This window comes from Domibacillus mangrovi (assembly GCF_001906925.1).
Taxonomy (GTDB): domain Bacteria; phylum Bacillota; class Bacilli; order Bacillales; family Domibacillaceae; genus Domibacillus; species Domibacillus mangrovi.
This window is the reverse complement of the sequence record NZ_MRWQ01000012.1, coordinates 1-17,982: the sequence shown is the minus strand read 5'-3', so window position 1 is coordinate 17,982 and position 17,982 is coordinate 1. Positions and strand designations below refer to the sequence as shown.

17 protein-coding genes, 15 tRNA genes, 1 rRNA gene, 1 pseudogene and 1 riboswitch are annotated in these 17,982 nt (G+C 41.7%); of the genes and pseudogenes, 7 read left to right on the top strand and 27 right to left on the bottom strand.

The annotated features are described in order from the left end of the window. Positions 1–93: 93 nt before the first annotated feature. Both BLL40_RS13110 and BLL40_RS17835 read right to left on the bottom strand, forming a co-directional pair. The gene (locus BLL40_RS13110) at positions 94–270 is read right to left on the bottom strand and encodes a twin-arginine translocase TatA/TatE family subunit (RefSeq protein WP_073712327.1); all 177 of its coding nucleotides are present in this window, start codon (positions 268–270) and stop codon (positions 94–96) included. Between the two features lie 144 nt (positions 271–414). Further along, positions 415–570: pseudogene (locus BLL40_RS17835) on the bottom strand (cation:dicarboxylate symporter family transporter); the annotation flags it as partial. Positions 571–772: 202 nt separating this feature from the next. Between BLL40_RS17835 and BLL40_RS13100 the strand changes: the two are divergent. Both BLL40_RS13100 and BLL40_RS13095 read left to right on the top strand, forming a co-directional pair. Further along, a complete protein-coding gene (locus BLL40_RS13100) occupies positions 773–1,210 on the top strand; it encodes a low molecular weight phosphatase family protein (protein ID WP_073712326.1) in 438 nt (145 codons plus the stop codon). Positions 1,211–1,291: 81 nt separating this feature from the next. Next, entirely contained in the window at positions 1,292–2,116 is an 825-nt protein-coding gene (locus BLL40_RS13095) for an EcsC family protein (protein WP_073712325.1), read from the top strand. Between the two features lie 42 nt (positions 2,117–2,158). On the opposite strand, the gene BLL40_RS13090 is transcribed toward BLL40_RS13095, so the two are convergent. Beyond that, positions 2,159–3,484 carry a SpoVR family protein gene (locus BLL40_RS13090; RefSeq protein WP_073712324.1) on the bottom strand — a complete coding sequence of 442 codons (1,326 nt, stop codon included), beginning with the start codon at positions 3,482–3,484 and terminating at the stop codon, positions 2,159–2,161. An 82-nt stretch (positions 3,485–3,566) separates the two neighbouring features. Further along, positions 3,567–5,300, bottom strand: a complete 1,734-nt coding sequence (locus tag BLL40_RS13085) for a phospho-sugar mutase (RefSeq protein ID WP_073712323.1) — start codon at positions 5,298–5,300, stop codon at positions 3,567–3,569. A 150-nt stretch (positions 5,301–5,450) separates the two neighbouring features. Here BLL40_RS13085 and BLL40_RS13080 point away from each other — a divergent pair, with 150 nt between their 5' ends. Beyond that, a complete protein-coding gene (locus BLL40_RS13080) occupies positions 5,451–5,870 on the top strand; it encodes a disulfide oxidoreductase (RefSeq protein WP_073712322.1) in 420 nt (139 codons plus the stop codon). Positions 5,871–5,873: 3 nt separating this feature from the next. Further along, complete coding sequence (locus BLL40_RS13075) at positions 5,874–6,347, top strand: thioredoxin family protein (RefSeq protein WP_073712321.1); 474 nt, start codon at positions 5,874–5,876, stop codon at positions 6,345–6,347. 43 nt (positions 6,348–6,390) lie between these two features. On the opposite strand, the gene BLL40_RS13070 is transcribed toward BLL40_RS13075, so the two are convergent. Further along, positions 6,391–6,747, bottom strand: coding sequence for a DUF5365 family protein (locus BLL40_RS13070; RefSeq protein WP_073712320.1), 357 nt, complete (start codon positions 6,745–6,747; stop codon positions 6,391–6,393). A gap of 90 nt (positions 6,748–6,837) precedes the next feature. On the opposite strand from BLL40_RS13070, the gene BLL40_RS13065 reads away from it, so the two are divergent. Together BLL40_RS13065 and BLL40_RS13060 are read left to right on the top strand one after the other, a co-directional pair. Beyond that, on the top strand, positions 6,838–7,740 hold the full coding sequence (locus BLL40_RS13065) for an RluA family pseudouridine synthase (RefSeq protein ID WP_073712319.1): 903 nt from the start codon (positions 6,838–6,840) through the stop codon (positions 7,738–7,740). A 51-nt stretch (positions 7,741–7,791) separates the two neighbouring features. Beyond that, positions 7,792–7,971, top strand: coding sequence for a hypothetical protein (locus BLL40_RS13060; protein ID WP_073712318.1), 180 nt, complete (start codon positions 7,792–7,794; stop codon positions 7,969–7,971). A 146-nt stretch (positions 7,972–8,117) separates the two neighbouring features. Here the strand turns inward: BLL40_RS13060 and yhbH are convergent, their stop codons facing one another. Continuing rightward, on the bottom strand, positions 8,118–9,248 hold the full coding sequence (gene yhbH / locus BLL40_RS13055) for a sporulation protein YhbH (protein WP_073712317.1): 1,131 nt from the start codon (positions 9,246–9,248) through the stop codon (positions 8,118–8,120). A 70-nt stretch (positions 9,249–9,318) separates the two neighbouring features. Between yhbH and BLL40_RS18135 the strand changes: the two genes are divergently transcribed. Next, positions 9,319–9,495, top strand: a complete 177-nt coding sequence (locus BLL40_RS18135; protein WP_425429425.1) for a hypothetical protein — start codon at positions 9,319–9,321, stop codon at positions 9,493–9,495. 29 nt (positions 9,496–9,524) lie between these two features. Here BLL40_RS18135 and BLL40_RS13050 read toward each other — a convergent pair whose 3' ends face one another. The 21 genes from BLL40_RS13050 to rrf all read right to left on the bottom strand — a co-directional run bounded on the left by BLL40_RS13050 (position 9,525) and on the right by rrf (position 17,963). Then, positions 9,525–11,408: a PrkA family serine protein kinase gene (locus tag BLL40_RS13050; RefSeq protein WP_073712316.1), complete on the bottom strand. Its 1,884-nt coding sequence runs from the start codon at positions 11,406–11,408 to the stop codon at positions 9,525–9,527. Between the two features lie 306 nt (positions 11,409–11,714). Then, positions 11,715–12,188, bottom strand: coding sequence for a tRNA (uridine(34)/cytosine(34)/5-carboxymethylaminomethyluridine(34)-2'-O)-methyltransferase TrmL (trmL, locus tag BLL40_RS13045; protein WP_073712315.1), 474 nt, complete (start codon positions 12,186–12,188; stop codon positions 11,715–11,717). Positions 12,189–12,215: 27 nt separating this feature from the next. Continuing rightward, positions 12,216–13,352 (bottom strand): tRNA epoxyqueuosine(34) reductase QueG, encoded by a 1,137-nt coding sequence (gene queG / locus BLL40_RS13040; protein ID WP_073712314.1) that lies wholly within the window; start codon positions 13,350–13,352, stop codon positions 12,216–12,218. Between the two features lie 221 nt (positions 13,353–13,573). Beyond that, positions 13,574–15,325, bottom strand: a complete 1,752-nt coding sequence (gene thiC / locus BLL40_RS13035; protein WP_073712313.1) for a phosphomethylpyrimidine synthase ThiC — start codon at positions 15,323–15,325, stop codon at positions 13,574–13,576. Between the two features lie 122 nt (positions 15,326–15,447). Next, a riboswitch (TPP riboswitch) is annotated at positions 15,448–15,562 on the bottom strand. An 85-nt stretch (positions 15,563–15,647) separates the two neighbouring features. Further along, entirely contained in the window at positions 15,648–16,364 is a 717-nt protein-coding gene (locus BLL40_RS13030) for a metallophosphoesterase family protein (RefSeq protein WP_073712312.1), read from the bottom strand. A gap of 133 nt (positions 16,365–16,497) precedes the next feature. Further along, positions 16,498–16,581: transfer RNA gene (locus tag BLL40_RS13025), tRNA-Leu, on the bottom strand. 9 nt (positions 16,582–16,590) lie between these two features. Then, positions 16,591–16,664: transfer RNA gene (locus tag BLL40_RS13020), tRNA-Cys, on the bottom strand. 13 nt (positions 16,665–16,677) lie between these two features. Beyond that, positions 16,678–16,752, bottom strand: a tRNA-Gly gene (locus BLL40_RS13015). 4 nt (positions 16,753–16,756) lie between these two features. After that, a tRNA-Gln gene (locus BLL40_RS13010) sits at positions 16,757–16,831 on the bottom strand. Positions 16,832–16,847: 16 nt separating this feature from the next. Further along, positions 16,848–16,923 (bottom strand) — tRNA-His (locus BLL40_RS13005). Positions 16,924–16,942: 19 nt separating this feature from the next. Next, positions 16,943–17,016, bottom strand: a tRNA-Trp gene (locus BLL40_RS13000). Positions 17,017–17,021: 5 nt separating this feature from the next. After that, positions 17,022–17,105: transfer RNA gene (locus tag BLL40_RS12995), tRNA-Tyr, on the bottom strand. Positions 17,106–17,131: 26 nt separating this feature from the next. Then, positions 17,132–17,204 (bottom strand) — tRNA-Thr (locus BLL40_RS12990). 7 nt (positions 17,205–17,211) lie between these two features. Then, a tRNA-Phe gene (locus tag BLL40_RS12985) sits at positions 17,212–17,284 on the bottom strand. 20 nt (positions 17,285–17,304) lie between these two features. Then, positions 17,305–17,381: transfer RNA gene (locus BLL40_RS12980), tRNA-Asp, on the bottom strand. A 5-nt stretch (positions 17,382–17,386) separates the two neighbouring features. Next, a tRNA-Met gene (locus BLL40_RS12975) sits at positions 17,387–17,460 on the bottom strand. Between the two features lie 18 nt (positions 17,461–17,478). Then, positions 17,479–17,554, bottom strand: a tRNA-Val gene (locus BLL40_RS12970). Between the two features lie 3 nt (positions 17,555–17,557). Further along, positions 17,558–17,632 (bottom strand) — tRNA-Glu (locus BLL40_RS12965). A 30-nt stretch (positions 17,633–17,662) separates the two neighbouring features. Then, positions 17,663–17,754: transfer RNA gene (locus tag BLL40_RS12960), tRNA-Ser, on the bottom strand. Between the two features lie 4 nt (positions 17,755–17,758). Further along, a tRNA-Asn gene (locus tag BLL40_RS12955) sits at positions 17,759–17,833 on the bottom strand. A 14-nt stretch (positions 17,834–17,847) separates the two neighbouring features. After that, positions 17,848–17,963: ribosomal RNA gene (gene rrf, locus BLL40_RS12950) — 5S ribosomal RNA — on the bottom strand. Between the last annotated feature and the right edge of the window lie 19 nt (positions 17,964–17,982).

Sequence of the window (17,982 nt, the reverse complement as noted above, 5' to 3'; positions counted from 1 at the left end):
AAAGCAGGGTGTATACTTATACGAATCAGGTATATAATGAGTTCCGTTCTATCGAAAAAAAAGATAAAAAAAATAAGCGTGGCAGCTGCCCGCTTATTCTATTTCTGATTTCTTTTTATCGTCATCGTCTTCCATAACATTTTTCATGCCTCGTTTAAACTCATGTAATGTTTGGCCTGCTGCACGGCCAAGCTGCGGAAGTTTCGACGGTCCAAATAATAAAAGCGCCACAATTAAAATGATTGCTACTTCGCCAAATCCAAGATTCATTATGCGTCAGGCTCCTTTGTGGTAATTGTGCATATCCAGTATAATCGAAAAAATTTTTTTTGAAAACAAAAAAGGAAAATGAACGATAGACTCACTTTCCTTTTTTATCATTACACTTCCATGCGCTGACGTTAATTGTCTTGTCTTGTTTTTTTCTGTCTCTGCCACGTACATAGTACATGCAACATCATCTGAAATGTTACTAGCTGTTCTTGTCATGTCAAGAAGACGATAAATCTCAATAATAAGACCGATACCTGCAACAAGAAGCCCTACACTGCCCAGTACCATGGCCAACAAATATTTAAACAAAAGTTTCAGCATGATATTATGTTGAAACTCGTAGTAATTCTGCATACTACGTTTAACTTTCTATACTGTTGGTAATATAGTGCTATTACGTTCGCATTATTGTCTAGCGTTTATTTTAGTTACTGATGCTTAATTTACATAGAGACTGGGTATAAAAAGGATAACCATCATACCAAAGGGGTCATCTGTCATGAAAAATAAAACAATCTTATTTCTGTCACCTGTTAATCATCTGACCATGATGGCAGAAGGATGGGCAGCCCGCTTAAATAAACCATCTTGGAATGTAATCAGTACTTCTTGTATGAATGCTGATTACGATGCCTTGCCTGTTGAAGCGATGAAAGAAGTTAATATTAACATCGAGAGTCCGACACCACTTTTACTCAAACCTCAGCTTATTCATGAAGCTGATATCATTGTTGCTATTTATGATTTTCAGCGTGACAGTTTACCGGTGCTTCCTGATGGAGCAGGACAGAAAGTATTGCGCTGGAATATACCCAATCCAGTGCATTATGATAAAATGCCCGAGCGATGGGCGACGTACCAAATCGTCTGTGATGAACTAGCCATCAAAATGAAAGAACTTGAAAAAGAGTTAATTATGCCCCCTCCTTCGAAATAACGTTTGCCGAAGCAGGGGATTTTTTTGAAACTTCTCACGTTGTTTATACGTATATATCGTTGAAAGGCAGGGGTTATGTAGGTGGAAACGAAAGAACAACTATTTGAAGAACTTGAATCAATTAAACGATGGGAAAACGAGCAAAAAGGATTATGGATCTGGGATAAACTTGCTCGTCTTCCATTCGCTTTTCTCGATCGAATGACTCCTTCATTTATCCAAAAGCGAATCGGTGCCCTTCTGGATGAACTAGGTTACTACATTCAAAGCGGCGGCAAATATTTAACACAGCAACGTAGTACTTTAAAAAAACTGGAACGCAATGCAAGGATGCCTGTTCATACTATTGAAGATGTTACAAGGATTCCGCTCAGAGCAATGGATGAAACAGCCCTTTCTATTCAGAAGGCTCACGCAGGTGCAGCAACCGTACAAGGTGCCACAACTGGCGTCGGCGGGTTTTTAACTCTCGCTGTAGATATTCCGGCAACGCTTGCTATTTCATTGAAAACATTACAGGAAATCGCCGTTTCATATGGATATGACCCAAACGAACGTGAAGAGCGCATCTTTATTATTAAATGTTTGCAGTTTACGTCATCAGATGTGGTGGGCAAAAAAGCCATTTTACAGGAGCTATCTGATTATACGAACCGAAGTAATAACAAACAAATGATTTCTCATTTGCAAGGCTGGCGTGAAGTCGTTCTTGGTTATCGAGAGCAGTATGGCCTAAAAAAACTACTCCGTCTCGTACCGATCATCGGCATTGTATTCGGAGCCATTTCAAATCGTTCCATGATTGAAGACATCGCCGATGCAGGGATGATGCTGTACCGAAAACGCCGTATTTTAGAACGGATAATATCTCTAGATGCAAAAAATGAATCTGAAAATCGCCTTTAATGCGGTTTCTCAGATTCGTCTTTATCGTTCCTGTGCATTTGTTTACGTAAACGCTTTTCCATATTTTCGCTTAATCCCATCTTTTCCATGTGTAAAGACCGTCGTTCGTCCGTCTACAACCGTTTCAATATGAACCGGTCTTCCCCACAATGTATATATGTGCGGCATCGTATGTTCTAAATAACTAAGATCCAGCTCTGTACCTTCATACGAATGAATGATATATAACTCACCTGCATTTATATAATTGCTGTCTGTCACACTTAAATATGGGAAGCCGCTATTCACTTTGGATGCGGTCAAATGATCCCGGATATTCTCCCAGCTTTTTTCTGTAATCGTCCAGTGGTTCCCCTTTTTTTCGTACAAGTACATTTCTTCTTTTTCCACAAATTCTTTCGTCATATAATTTCGCAAAAACGATAGATCTGATTCCATCGCACGTACCTCAAACAGTTTGTCACGGCTTCCATACTGTTCTTCAATGTGCTCGTACAGCTTCACACCGACATAATATGGATTTAACCCCATTTTTGATGGCTGGACAACTTCTGCGTTTAGACGAGCATAGTCGATGGCTTCTGCTTCAGTCAAATCAAGCTCACGCATAATTCTCATATGCCAGTAAGATGCCCATCCTTCATTCATAATCTTCGTTTCCATCTGCGGCCAAAAGTAAAGCATTTCTTGACGCACGATCATAATGATTTCTCGCTGCCAATCTTTCAAAATAGGACTGTTTTCCGCAATAAATTTAAGTAGATCTTTTTCATTTATAGGTACATCAACTATCGGCTCTTCTTTTACTGAAGGGTCCCATAAGTCATCATACAAATGCTTTCTTGGAGCCGTTATTAATTGATCACCGCCCCCAATTTCTCCATGCGGATCGACATGCTCTTCAATCGACAACACCGCATCTAAAAATGTTTCCACTTGGTCGATACCAAACTCATCTGTTAACGCTTGAATACGGGCAGCAGCCGACTCCATTGACGTCACCATTTTCCGATTTGTTTTTTTGAAGTGCGCATTGTTTTTAAAAAAGTCGGCATGAGCGAGTACGTGCGCCACAATTAATTTGTTTTGAACCAGTGAATTTGTATTTAGCAAAAACGCACTGCACGGATCGGTATTAATAACCAGTTCATATATTTTACTGAGCCCCATTTCATACTGGAGCTTCATTTTATAAAACCGTTTTCCGAACCGCCAGTGCGAAAAGCGGGCGGGCATCCCATATGCACCGAACGTATATATAATATCAGCCGGACAAATTTCATAGCGCATCGAATAAAAATCGAGACCAAAACCGGCGGCGATATCTGTTATTTCATCAATTGCATATTGAAGGTCGTTTTGTTTCATCTACCATCCCCCCTGCCTCATTTTATGCAGATGGATGATAAACATGAAAAAAGAGAGACAGAAATAACCTGTCTCCCTTTCCTTATCTTAGCAAACTTTTAACATTTTCCATAAACTGCATTTGGATACGTTCAAGTTTTTTAGATACATCTTCAAATGATTTATCCCTCACACCGAAATAAAATTTCACTTTCGGTTCAGTTCCAGATGGACGTGCACATACCCAAGTGCCATCTTCAAGGAAATATTTCAATACATTTGATGACGGCAGGTCAATTGTTTCTTTCGTCTTTGTCATGATGACCGAACGTTCACCTGTCTGGTAATCTTCAATCGATGCGATAGGAATGCCTGCTATGTCAGCTGGTGGACTTTCGCGGAATGATGCGAGAAGCGCATCAATTTGTTCAGCACCATCTTTCCCTTTCAATGTCAACGATTGTAGACCTTCTTTATAGTAGCCTACACGTGAATATAAATCCATTAGCGCATCGTGAAGCGTTTTGCCTTGCTTTTTATAATAGGCACATGCTTCAACAGCCATAAGCGCTGCTTGTACTGCATCTTTATCACGGGCAAAATCGCCGATTAAATATCCATAGCTTTCTTCATATCCAAATAAAAATGTATACTCGCCTGTTTCATTATATTTTTCAATTTTTTCCCCGATAAATTTAAAACCGGTTAATACGTCTTCACATGAGACACCGTATTGTTCCGCAGTAACTCGTCCGAGTTCAGAGGTCACAATCGTTTTAAATATACGGCCATTTTCAGGGATAGTCCCTTTTTCTTTTTTCTGGGAAAGAACATAATCAACCAGTAAAGCACCCGTTTCATTCCCTGTTAAAAGTACGTACCCCCCTTTGCCATCTTTCACAGCAACGCCAAGCCGATCTGCATCCGGATCGGTTGCGATTAAAATATCTGCATCGACTTTCTGTCCATCACGGATGGCCAGTTCAAAGGCTGCTTTTTCTTCTGGGTTTGGTGAAGTCACCGTTGAAAAATTTGCATCCGGCTTCTCTTGTTCTAGAACGACTGTTACGTTTTTATAACCGAGTGCGTCGAGTGCCTGGCGAACTGGCTTATTGCCTGTCCCATGTAATGGAGTAAATACAATACGAATATCTGTTTCTTCTGCTGCCTGAGGGCATTCAGAAATCGTAACGAGCTTATCTACATAGGCAGCATCCATATCGGCGCCGATCATTTTAATCAGCCCATTTTCTTTCAATACCGCCTCATCTTCTACTTGAATATCAAGTTCGTCGCCTGCTGCATATACTTTCTCAATAACACGGTCGGCCGCAGCCGGTGCCAATTGTGCTCCGTCCGGGCCATATACTTTATAGCCGTTATATTCAGGTGGATTGTGGCTCGCTGTAATCACGATCCCTGCATATGCGTTTAGTTGACGTACAGCAAATGACAGTTCGGGTGTTGGCCGGAGTTCGTCGAATACGTATGTTTGAATGCCAGCAGAAGCGAGTGTTTTAGCGCTTTCTATTGCAAATTCAGGTGATTTATGACGCGAATCATACGCAATGACGACACCGCGTTTTTTTGCTTCAATCCCCTGCTCTACTATGTATGCAGCAAGACCTGCCGATGCTTTGCGGATCGTGTATACATTCATGCGATTTATACCGGCACCAATTTCGCCGCGCATTCCGCCTGTACCAAATTCAAGATTTTTGTAAAAAGCGTCTTCTAAACTTTTTTCATCCGTTTCAATCTTCACAAGTAATCCACTTATCTCTTGATCAAGCGCCGGATGATTTTTCCACCGGCTATACTCTTCTTTCCAGGCCACAGGCAATCCCTCCAAACTCTTATTTTCACTATCATACCACCAGTTTACGGAATTTTACAGTATGAATTTGGCACACATTGTTTTACTTTTTATCTTAATTCGGACTATAATGCTATTGTCCACAAATTAAATTCATAACAGGCAGGGATAATGATGCTAAAAAAAGACAATCTACTTTTCATCGCATGGGCTACATCTTTTACAGCGATGCTCGGCAGTCTTTATTTCTCGGAAATTGTCGGATATGAGCCGTGCGAACTTTGCTGGTATCAGCGTATTTTAATATATCCACTCGTTCTTCTGCTAGGACTTGCTGTCGTAAAAAAAGATATAAAAGCAGCGATGTATTCATTATTAATGTCTGGAATTGGCGGTCTCATCTCGCTTTACCATTACGGCATTCAAAAAGTGACCTTTTTAACAGACGCTGCCCCGGCATGCGGACGTGTTCCATGTACGGGTATGTATATTAACTGGCTCGGATTCATTACAATTCCGTTTTTAGCTCTTACGGCGTTTACAATTATTTTCATTGCCAGTTTATTGATTTTAAGAGGAAAAGGAGAATAAACGTTGAAAAAAGTAATGATTTTTGCGGTGGTGCTCGTACTAATCTTCGGTGGTATTGCCTTTATTACACAGTATCAGAAAGAAAAAGCTTCGGAAGGAAATCCATACGGTAAAGATGATCTTCATACTGAAACGGTGAAACAGCTTGATGATCCAAACTATCAAAATATCGTACAGCCCAACACACTGGAGGAAAAACTTGAAAATGGCGAAGATACCGTTGTGTATTTCTTCAGTCCTACTTGCCCGCACTGTCAAGAAACGACACCTGTGTTAATGCCCATTGCAGATGATGAAAATGTAGACGTTCTGCAATACAACTTGCTTGAATTTGAGCAGGGATGGGAAGATTATAAAATTGAGTATACGCCAACCCTTATTTACTTCGAAGGCGGAGCCGAAAAAGGCCGTCTTGTCGGCAGTCAGCCGGATAGCGAATGGCAGTCATTCCTCAGACAAACGAAAAAGCAACAATAAAAAGCTGTCTTCTGCAGTCAAAAAGCAGAAGACAGCTTTTTTATTAAAAAAATTCAGCCTGTTTTCGTTCATGAAAAAACGATAATGGAAACGGAAAATCAATCTGATAACTTCGCAGTGTATCCACACTTTCACTGAAAAGTTCCTCATATGAAGAAGATATATGCGTTGTTTCTAGGATAGAAATAATCGTGTTTAACGCTGTAATTACACGGGAAGCATCTTTTAATGACTCCACATAAGCAAGCGTTTCATCTTCAATTTGAAAAAACTTTTCTGCTTTTATCACATCAGCCATTGTCGAATCGATATAACGTGGAAAGACATGATGCGACAAATAAGTGCTTAAACTTTTTATTTTTTCTTCCTGTTCAACTGTAGAAGACATGATCATCGTCATGTGACAGCCACCTTTACTTGCAGTCTCCTATAAGAATACCATACAATCTTATTACAATGCATCGTTATTTTTCAGAAAAGGATGAATGGAATGAACACAATTCGACAAGGTTCGATGTTAACCATAAGTATCTCAAACGAATGGGCTAATATAACGGTAGAAGAACTATTTTTAACGATTTGGAAGTTGCCAAAAAAATTGCTGCATCGCTGGCGAATGGATCGCCTCGTTACATTGGATGGAAAGCTGATCGATTGGCGTGTCCCAATGACATCTGGTTCCCGTCTTTCCGTCCCATTCTTTCAGCCCGGCCCATTCGGGGCTGATCCCGTTTATCCAGCTCCTTCTATACTATATGAAGACGATCACATGATCATCGCCAATAAGCCGGCTGGCATGAAAACACACCCAAATTCAGATAATGAAACAAATACGCTGCTAAATGGAGTCTGTTATCATGTTTCACTCTTAGGTGATACACTGCCTGTCCGTCACATTCATCGCCTTGATGAAGGAACGAGCGGGGCTGTATTGTTTGCAAAGCATGAAGCGGCCTATGCTGTTTTTTCACGTCTGCTCGAAGAAAAAACGATTTATCGGACATATTTTGCTGTTGTAGATGGAGTGATGAAAAGAAATTCGGGAATCATCAATCAACCGATCGGCAAAGATCGTCACCATCCGACACGGCGGCGTGTTTCACCAACCGGTCAAAAAGCTGTGACACATTATAAACGAATCGCTGTGCATAATGGTTATTCACTGCTTGAATGTCGTCTTGAAACAGGACGAACCCATCAAATACGCGTTCACCTAGCATCACTCGGTTACCCGATTGCGGGCGATAGCCTTTATGGCGGATCTAACTCATTTGATTATCCATTGCTTCACGCTGCGAAATTGACAGTGCCTAACCCTTTTACGAATGACTGCTTGACGGCTGAATCTCCTGTACCTATTATATTGAAAAAGCTTTTTCCTCAGATAAAATAAGTCTTTTTCCTAAAAAAATTTAGTATTCTTAAATCGGTATGGTGATTGTTTTTGATACAACTGTCTCTCATTATTGTTGGTTTCCGTATGATAGACAATGTTGAAAAAATTAACTGGAATGAATCCGATGAAGCGTTCCCGGCCTTTCTTATCATTTTAAGCATATCGCTCACATCAAGTATTGCAAAACCGGTATTACAATCAGATTTGTTTCATGTGTGTACACTATAAAGACATTCACCTGCTCCCTTACATTTTCGCTGTGTTATTCTTTTATCATCTTGCTTTTTACCTTATTAAAAGACCTCATCAAAGCCGGGAATATTGGTTTTGTTGAGGTCTTTTTTTCTGCTCTGGAATGTGGATTAAAACATCCTTTACTTTTCAGGTGTGAAAAAATACGTCAATGCGGGGTATACTTCTTCACGCTTTTTGATTACATATGAACGAAACAGCGGATCCTGTACTTTTCGAAAAGCGGACATGAGCGGCGTCGTCCGGTTATATTGATTCACTTCACCGTAACCAAATAGCCGACAATGTGGCAATAATTTCTCTAGAACCTTTACACACTGTGGATTATCCGATGCTAAGTTATCTCCATCGGAAAAGTGAAATGGGTAAATATTGTAGCGATCCGGTGAGTATGTTTTCTCTATTAAATCGAGCACAAGTGAATAAGCAGATGAACAGATCGTACCTCCACTTTCTCCTTTTGAAAAAAAATCTCCTTCTTCTACAATCTTAGCTTCTGTATGATGTGCAATAAACACAATATCAACGGCCATATATTTTTTTCTTAAAAACCGTGTCATCCAAAAGAAAAAACTACGGGCAATATATTTTTCAAATGGCCCCATACTGCCGCTCGTATCCATCATCGCAAAAATAACAGCTTTTGACTGCGGTGTTTTTTCTTCTGTAAACGAGCGAAATCGTCTGTCTTCCGGCAGCACTGGAAAAAAAGATTGTGTGCCGGATAATGAATTGCGTTTAAAAGAGGCCATCAATGTTTTTTTCTTATCAATACGTGCAGTCACACCTGTTTTGCGGATATCATTGATTTTCCAGTCCGTAATGAACGACGTCGATTTTTCTTTTTCAATTAAATGCGGCAGTTCCATTTGCGAAAATAATGCTTCTTCAATTTCAGCGAGGCTGACGTCCGCTTCGTAATAGTCTTCACCACGCATATTCCCTGCTTTCTTTCCCTGTCCTGGTGCCGGCTCTCCACCCGCTCGGGCAATCTGATCCCCCACATCTCCTTTTCCCTGTCCTGCATGACTGCTTTTTTCTTCCGTATACCGAATTCTATATTCTTGAAGTGAACGGATCGGCAGTTTCACAACTCGCTTGCCATCCGACATAATAATTTGCTCTTCTGTTACCATATCTGCCATATTTTTTTGAATAGCTTCTTTCACTTTTTGACGATGCCGTTCTTGATCGTCAAACCCTTTGCGGTGAAGCGACCAATCTTCTTCAGTTAGATGATAAAATTTCTCCAATTACTTAGCCTCCCGGTTTAATTTTTCAAACGACGGGTAAACTTACAGAAAATAATATATGAGGTGACTTATCATAAATTTTAAAGTGAATGAGGTCGAGCCTGTCAATTCTATGGTCACGAATTTTGAAGATATGAAACAACTGGGACGTCAAATGGAACGCCAGCGTACAATTGATGAATTAAAACAGCATGATCGCCAGCCTGATCCAGTTCAGTATGATAAACAAACAGATGGAAAACAATAACCCGGTTAGCTGTTAACCGGGGTTTTTTATTATCGATTCAGCAAACCGCCAACGTAACGAAGCAGTTCATTTGCTGAAACGGAATTGTAACCACATTCATCAATAAGCCGCGCGGTTACATCATTCATCTTTTTCATATGTTGTTCATCGGGTGTAACCGACGATGTCGTAATTTTTACAACATCTTTTAAATCAGAAAACAGCTTTTTCTGGATCGCTTCACGGAGTCTGTCGTGCTCGCGGTAATCAAATTTTTTCCCTTTTCGAGCATAAGCTGAAATCCGAATGAGCATTTCTTCACGAAATGCTTTTTTCGCGTTTTCTGAAATGCCGATTTGTTCTTCAATCGAACGCATTAACCGCTCATCTGGGGTCATTTCCTCTCCAGTCAATGGATCATCAAGCTTCGTTTTATTACAATACGCTTCCACATTATCAAGATAATTATCCATCATGGCCCGCGCAGATTCTTCATATGAATATACAAATGCTTTTTGCACTTCTTTTTTTGCTGTTTCATCATACTGCTTACGTGCTTCTGAAATGAACTGCAAATATTTATCCCTTACGTCTTTTGTAATAGATGGATGGCTGTCAAGTCCATCTTTCAATGAGCGCAGTACATCAAGCGCATTGATCGAATTTGTTTCTTTTTTAATAATTGCCGCGGAAATCCGATTCATGACATAGCGTGGATCAATGCCATCCATTCCTTCATCAGAATGCTCTTTTTTCAACTCTGCCGCATCTAAGCCAGTCAATCCTTCCACGGCAGCTCCATCATACAGCTTCATTTTCATCACTAAATCAATATTTGAACGGCTTGATTCTTTCAAACGCGTTAAAATAGTAAACATCGCAGCTGTTCTAAACGTATGCGGAGCAAAATGAATGTCTGCCGCTTCGCTTTCATGCACCATTTTCTCATATATTTTTTCTTCTTCTGTCACCTTTAAATTATATGGTACTGGCATAACAATCATCCGTGAATGGAGGGCTTCATTCTTTTTATCCTCAATGAATGACCGGTATTCTGTTTCATTCGTATGCGCAATGATCATTTCATCGGCTGAAATAAGTGCAAATCGACCTGCTTTAAAATTCCCTTCCTGTGTAAGAGACAGTAAGTGCCATAAAAACTTCTCGTCGCACTTTAGCATTTCCTGAAACTCCATTAGTCCTCTATTCGCGATATTTAATTCTCCGTCAAACCGGTAAGCACGCGGATCTGACTCTGATCCAAATTCAGCAATCGTCGAAAAATCAATGCTGCCGGTTAAATCGGCAATATCCTGCGACTTCGGATCAGATGGACTAAATGTTCCGATCCCTCGGCGTTTGTCTTCCGAGAAAAAAATACGCTCTACAGGCACATCTTCAATACGTCCGCCAAATTCATGCTCAAGCCGATAAGCATTCAGCGGTGACAGTGATCCTTCAATACGTATTCCATACTCAGCAAAAAAGTCATCACGCAGCTCTCGTGGAATTAAATGAAGTGGGTCTTCTGCCATTTGACACTGTTTAATCGCATATACAGCGCCCGCATCCGTTTTTGTAAATTGTTCCATTCCTCTTTTAATCTTCGACACAATCGTTGACTTCCCGCCTCCAACCGGTCCCATTAACAATAAAATCCTTTTCCGTACATCAAGCTTCTTCGCTGCTGGATGAAAATATTCTTCTACAAGCCGTTTAATCGCTCCATCCAGTCCAAACAGTTCATCGCTAAAAAAGGAATATTGACCACCTTCAATGCCAGCAGACCGAATCATTTCATATATACGTGCATGGGCCGGCATAGCAATATGCGGATGCTTTTTAACTAACTCCAAATATTCACGAAACGTCCCTTCCCAGCGTAGCTTTTCTTCTTCAGCACGACATAATTGAATTTTTTCTAGTATTGACATTAATAGCTCCCTCCGCTCCGCTCATAATGGGCGTATTTAACGGATTTTATGCAATCGTATCTTCATTTATGAAAAAACAACGGTCATGACTTTGAAAAAAGAAACGTTCACAATACCGCCCATATCCGCTATAATGAGAACAGATCTGTACTTTCACGTTGAAGGAAGGAGTATGAATCCATGAGACTATTAGGTGTTCTTGTTGTTTGCGGGGCATTTTTAACCGCTATTTTTACAGCAGGCTATGATGACAAACCAGGGACTAAATAATAAAAAGGCTGTACCGAATGAATCGGTGCAGCCTTTTTAATGTAGTCCCGGAAAATTTTGCTGGCGAAGTGCTTCATACACAAGAATCGCCGCCGTATTCGACAAATTGAGTGAACGCACATGATCGTTCATCGGAATTCGCAAGCAACGATCAATATTAGCTTGAATCAGATCTTTTGGCAAGCCTGTCGTCTCTCTTCCAAAGATAAAATAATAGTCCTGCTCCGGATCACTATAATCAAAACTCGCATGATCCTGCGTGCCGAACTTCGATAAATAAAACATATTGCCACCCTTATTTTTCTCAAAAAAATCATCGAGCGAATCATAATAAGTAATATGAACGGACTCCCAGTAATCAAGACCAGCCCGTTTTAACATTTTATCATCCGTCGAAAAGCCAAGCGGTCGAATTAAATGAAGCGGTGTAGCCGTCGCAGCACACGTTCGTGCAATATTCCCCGTATTTGCCGGAATTTCCGGCTGATATAACACAACATGAACAGTCATTAATTATCACCTCTTTTCAAACACTCATTATAGCACGGAACGCAGCGTTTGAAGTGCTTTTTCCATTTCAAAAAGGACCTCTTCTTCCTTTTCCCGGCTAAGTGCCTGCTTCAAAGCCCGTTCTGCTTCCGCACCGCCAATTTGTCCGATTGCATACGCTGCTGTTCCCCGCAAAACAGGGCGTGGATCTTCTTCAAGCACATGAACAAGTGCTCTGATTGATGATTCTTCTTTAAAGTGGGCAAGTGCAATGATCGCATTACGTTGAATCGGCTTTTTCCCACGCCACGAACCGGACATCTCACCGAATCGCTCTTTAAATTCTTTGTTGCTAATAGATAATATCGGCTCAAGAAGCGGTTTTACCTGTTCTGGCTCGGGTATCATCTCCTCATGAATCAATACATGCTTTCCTTTATTTTCTGGACAAACCGTTTGACACGTATCACAGCCGTATAAACGGTTCCCCAGATGTTTGCGAAACTGCTCCGGCAGAATACCTTTCGTTTGTGTCAAATAGGCAATACAGCGCTGCGAGTTTAATTGGCCGCCCTGTATAAGGGCACTTGTCGGGCATGCATCGATACATTTCGTACAGCTTCCACACTGACTCTCCATCGGTACATCTGGTTCAAACGGTACATTCGTCAACATTTCACCAAGATATACGTACGAACCAAACTCTGGCGTAATGATCGCACAATTTTTTGCACTCCAGCCAATACCGGCACGCTCTGCTACCGCACGGTCCGACAATTCACCCGTATCGACCATTGAACGCAATTGGACATCCGGCAGACGCTCTAATAAAAACGATTCAAGCATGGCAAGCTTTCGTCGAAGTATCGAATGATAGTCTTCGCCCCACGACGCCCGGCAAAATAAACCGCGCCGTTCGCCTTTTTTTCCTTTCGGTGCATTTTCAAGCTTCGATGGATAAGCTAGTGCAATGGCGATAATGGATCGCGGCTGATCAATCAAAAGTGCTGGATTCACACGCTTTTCAATGTCTTTTTCTTCAAAACCAGAAGCGTAGCCCAGCTCTTGCTGATTGATCAATTTTTGCTTCAACTCCAGAAATGGGTCGGCCGCCGCAAATCCGATTTTATCAATGCCGATTTCTTTACTGTAGTTGATCAAGTCCGTTTTTAATTGCTGATACATTTTTCCACCTCTTCACAGAAAAACAAGTAAGCGGAACACAGTCCGCTTACTTGTCCATTATGTTAGCCCGTCCACTGCTTCTAGTATTTTCGGTCCGAGATTGTTCATTGTGCCTTATCTCTTTAGAAAACATATCGTCTTCCTTTTAGAATAAGTAAAAGTCCCTTATAGAGATGTATCAAATTATTTCACAACTCAAAAGAAAAGTCGACTATTGCGCATCAGCTGTAAATTTTACTTCCTGTCTCGATAAATTCTTCTGATTTTTGTTTCATACCCATTTCCATAAATTCTTCGTCTTCTGCTGCCTGTTTGCGCAGGTCATGTGAAATACGCATCGAGCAGAATTTCGGTCCGCACATCGAGCAAAAATGAGCTGTTTTTGCGCCTTCTGCTGGTAGTGTTTCGTCATGGTATTCACGTGCCCGGTCTGGATCAAGCGATAAATTAAACTGGTCATGCCATCTAAATTCAAAGCGTGCTTTGGATAAAGCATCATCACGTTTTTGCGCACCTGGATGACCTTTTGCAAGATCCGCAGCATGAGCAGCAATCTTATATGCTATGACCCCTTCACGAACATCATTTTTATCTGGTAATCCTAAATGTTCTTTAGGTGTCACATAACAAAGCATCGCCGTTCCGTGCATCGCAATCATCGCTGCACCGATCGCTGATGTAATGTGATCGTAACCTGGCGCAATATCAGTTGTCAATGGGCCAAGTGTGTAAAACGGAGCACCTTGACAAATCTCGATTTCTTTATCAATATTTTCTTTGATTTTATGAAGTGGTACATGCCCAGGCCCTTCAATCATAACCTGAACATCATGCTTCCAGGCAATTTTCGTTAATTCACCAAGTGTTTCAAGCTCCGCAAATTGTGCTTCATCGTTCGCATCAGCAATTGATCCTGGGCGAAGACCATCGCCAAGCGAAATGGATATATCGTACGCTTTTAAAATCTCACAAATCTCTTCAAAATGCGTGTAAAGAAAATTTTCCGTATGATGAGCAAGACACCACTGTGCTAAAATGGAACCTCCACGCGAAACAATACCCGTCGTCCGTTTAATCGTCAGTGGAATGTAACGAAGCAGTACACCAGCGTGAATTGTAAAATAGTCAACACCTTGCTCAGCCTGTTCAATTAATGTATCACGGTACACGTCCCACGTTAAATCTTCAGCTACTCCGTTTACTTTTTCCAGTGCCTGATAAATCGGTACGGTTCCAACTGGTACCGGCGAGTTGCGAATAATAAACTCACGCGTTGCATGAATATTTTTCCCTGTTGATAAATCCATGATGGTGTCCGCTCCCCAATGCGTCGCCCACGTCATTTTTTCTACCTCTTCCTCAATCGATGAGCTGACAGCTGAGTTCCCGATATTTGCATTCACTTTCACATGAAAATGACTGCCGATAATCATTGGTTCATTTTCTGGATGATTAATATTCGCCGGAATAATTGCACGGCCAGATGCGACTTCTGCACGAACTACTTCCGGATCCATGTTCTCGCGAATTGCAATGTACTCCATCTCCGGGGTGACTACTCCCTTTTTCGCATAATGCATTTGAGTGACATTTTTTCCAGACAAAGCACGGCGCACTACGTGATTAAAATCCGGCTTAAACATTGAAGCCGTATCTTTCGCCCCATTATCTTCCGGCTTCACTTCACGTCCAACATATGTCTCTGTATCATTGCGCTCTTTAATCCAATTCTCTCTAGTCCTTGGCAGTCCTTTATGGACATCTGCAATAAACCCAGGTTCCGTATAGGGACCACTCGTGTCATACACAGTAATAGATTCATTTTTAAATGTTCCAGCATCGGTTCTTGTATCACTTAATTCAATCTTGCGAAATGGAACACGTACATCGGAACGAGCACCTTCCACATACACTTTTTCACTTGCTGGGAATTGCGATTGAAGCTCAATTTTTTCACTTTCCAGTCGATTCATTTCTATTTCCTCCTCATTATTGCTGAACCGGATCTGGAAGACACACAATACAAACAAAATAAAAACGGGTTCTTTTAATAAATAAAAGAACCCGTGAAATAGTGTGGTTAACGACGTATATAAGCCGTCTCTCCCTACTTCCCTACGCTGGTATCAACCAGATCAGGTTCGAAGGGTTAAAGAGCCTTATTCGCGCTCTTCTCTCAGTCCGGCTAACGGACACCCCCAGCAGATATCAATATGAAACTGTTTACAATCCTACCATAGACAAAATAGTCTGTAAAGTAATATTTTTCAAAGAACAGATACTAATGTAGTTATACTATATATGGGCATTGCGAATAACATTTTCCATGTTTTGATTTGGATAGTCTAAATCTTCATATTGTTTTATTACTTTTTCCCAGTCAAATTCTACCCGTTCAATCGATGTGCTCACGCGCTTATCTTCAATGTCAACAATTGCGTAAGATGATTTTCTCACGCCATCAAATGGCAGCCCAACACTTCCTATATTAATGATAGTTTTCCCATTAATATAACGTATATAAGGCTTATGAATGTGGGCATACACATAAATATTCGCGTCTGCTGATGTCATTAACTTTGTTTTAATCGTATCATCCGATTCAGCAGGAAGAACAATGTCAAACAAACTGTCTGGTGTCGCATGAAAAGCATTAATCGTAAGTCCAGCTGCTTCAAAATGGAGTTCTGTTGGAAGTCCTTGTAAATAATCAATATCTTCTTTATTTAATTTTGATACGATCCAATCTCTCTCTTTATTCATTATCTCCAATACTTGATCAGGCACTTCATCCTTTTTTATCCCCCTTACAACCCATTCGTCCGCATTTCCTTTAATCACATTCACATTTAATGACTGTACTAACTGCAAAGATCGTTTCGGTTCTGGACCACGATAACAAATATCTCCAAGTACATAAATCGTATCTACCTGTTTTCTTTCAATATCTTTCAAAACGGCTTCAAGTGCAACAGCATTGCCATGAATATCAGAAAGAAAGGCAATTTTCATTTATAAAACATCCTTTCATACTATGTAGTCCTTTCATGTTAACATGTATTTTATCAAAAGGTAAAACTGTACAAAAAAAGAGTTCCTACTGTACGTAGGAACTCTTTTTTTGACGTCTTAAAACGTCCTTTTATACCGGTGGCCGGGGTCGAACCGGCACGATCTTGCGATCACAGGATTTTGAGTCCAGCGCGTCTGCCAATTCCGCCACACCGGCAATACTTTATGGAGGCGGCAACCGGAATCGAACCGGTGATAAAGGTTTTGCAGACCTTGGCCTTACCGCTTGGCTATGCCGCCTTAAAATAATATATGGAGCGGAAGACGAGGTTCGAACTCGCGACCCCCACCTTGGCAAGGTGATGTTCTACCACTGAACTACTTCCGCAAAATGGCTGGGCTAGCTGGATTCGAACCAGCGCGTGACGGAGTCAAAGTCCGTTGCCTTACCGCTTGGCTATAGCCCAATAAAAATTAAATTTATGGGGCGATCGAGGGGAATCGAACCCCCGAATGTCGGAGCCACAATCCGATGCGTTAACCACTTCGCCACGACCGCCATGATATTGTTTAATAATTGGCAGGGGCAGTAGGAATCGAACCCACACTGGAGGTTTTGGAGACCTCTGTTCTACCGTTAAACTATGCCCCTATAGATGGTGGAGGGGGGCAGATTCGAACTGCCGAACCCGAAGGAGCGGATTTACAGTCCGCCGCGTTTAGCCACTTCGCTACCCCTCCATTTTATAAACTGTTAAAAACAGTGATGCCGGCAAGAGGACTTGAACCCCCAACCTACTGATTACAAGTCAGTTGCTCTACCAGTTGAGCTACACCGGCTAAATAATGGCTCAGGACGGAATCGAACCGCCGACACAAGGATTTTCAGTCCTTTGCTCTACCGACTGAGCTACTGAGCCAAACAAAACATTTAATAAATTGGCGGTCCGGACGGGACTCGAACCCGCGACCTCCTGCGTGACAGGCAGGCATTCTAACCAACTGAACTACCGGACCAATGATTGCGGGGGCAGGATTTGAACCTGCGACCTTCGGGTTATGAGCCCGACGAGCTACCGGGCTGCTCCACCCCGCGACGATCAAAGTTTATATATGGTGGAGGATGACGGGATCGAACCGCCGACCCTCTGCTTGTAAGGCAGATGCTCTCCCAGCTGAGCTAATCCTCCAAATGGTGACCCCTACGGGATTCGAACCCGTGTTACCGCCGTGAAAGGGCGGTGTCTTAACCGCTTGACCAAGGGGCCAATCTTTTATCTATGTATACGAGAGTTTTCTGGCGGAGAGCAAGGGATTCGAACCCTTGAGACAGTGGTAACCGCCTACACGATTTCCAATCGTGCTCCTTCGACCTCTCGGACAGCTCTCCAAAATGGCTCCGCAGGCAAGACTCGAACTTGCGACCGATCGGTTAACAGCCGATTGCTCTACCACTGAGCTACTGCGGAATAGTAGATAAATCGCCAGGCAGCGTCCTGCTCTCACAGGGGGAAACCCCCAACTACCATCGGCGCTGAAGAGCTTAACTGCCGTGTTCGGGATGGGAACGGGTGTGACCTCTTCGCTAATGCCACCTGACTATGAAGCTTGGAAAGAA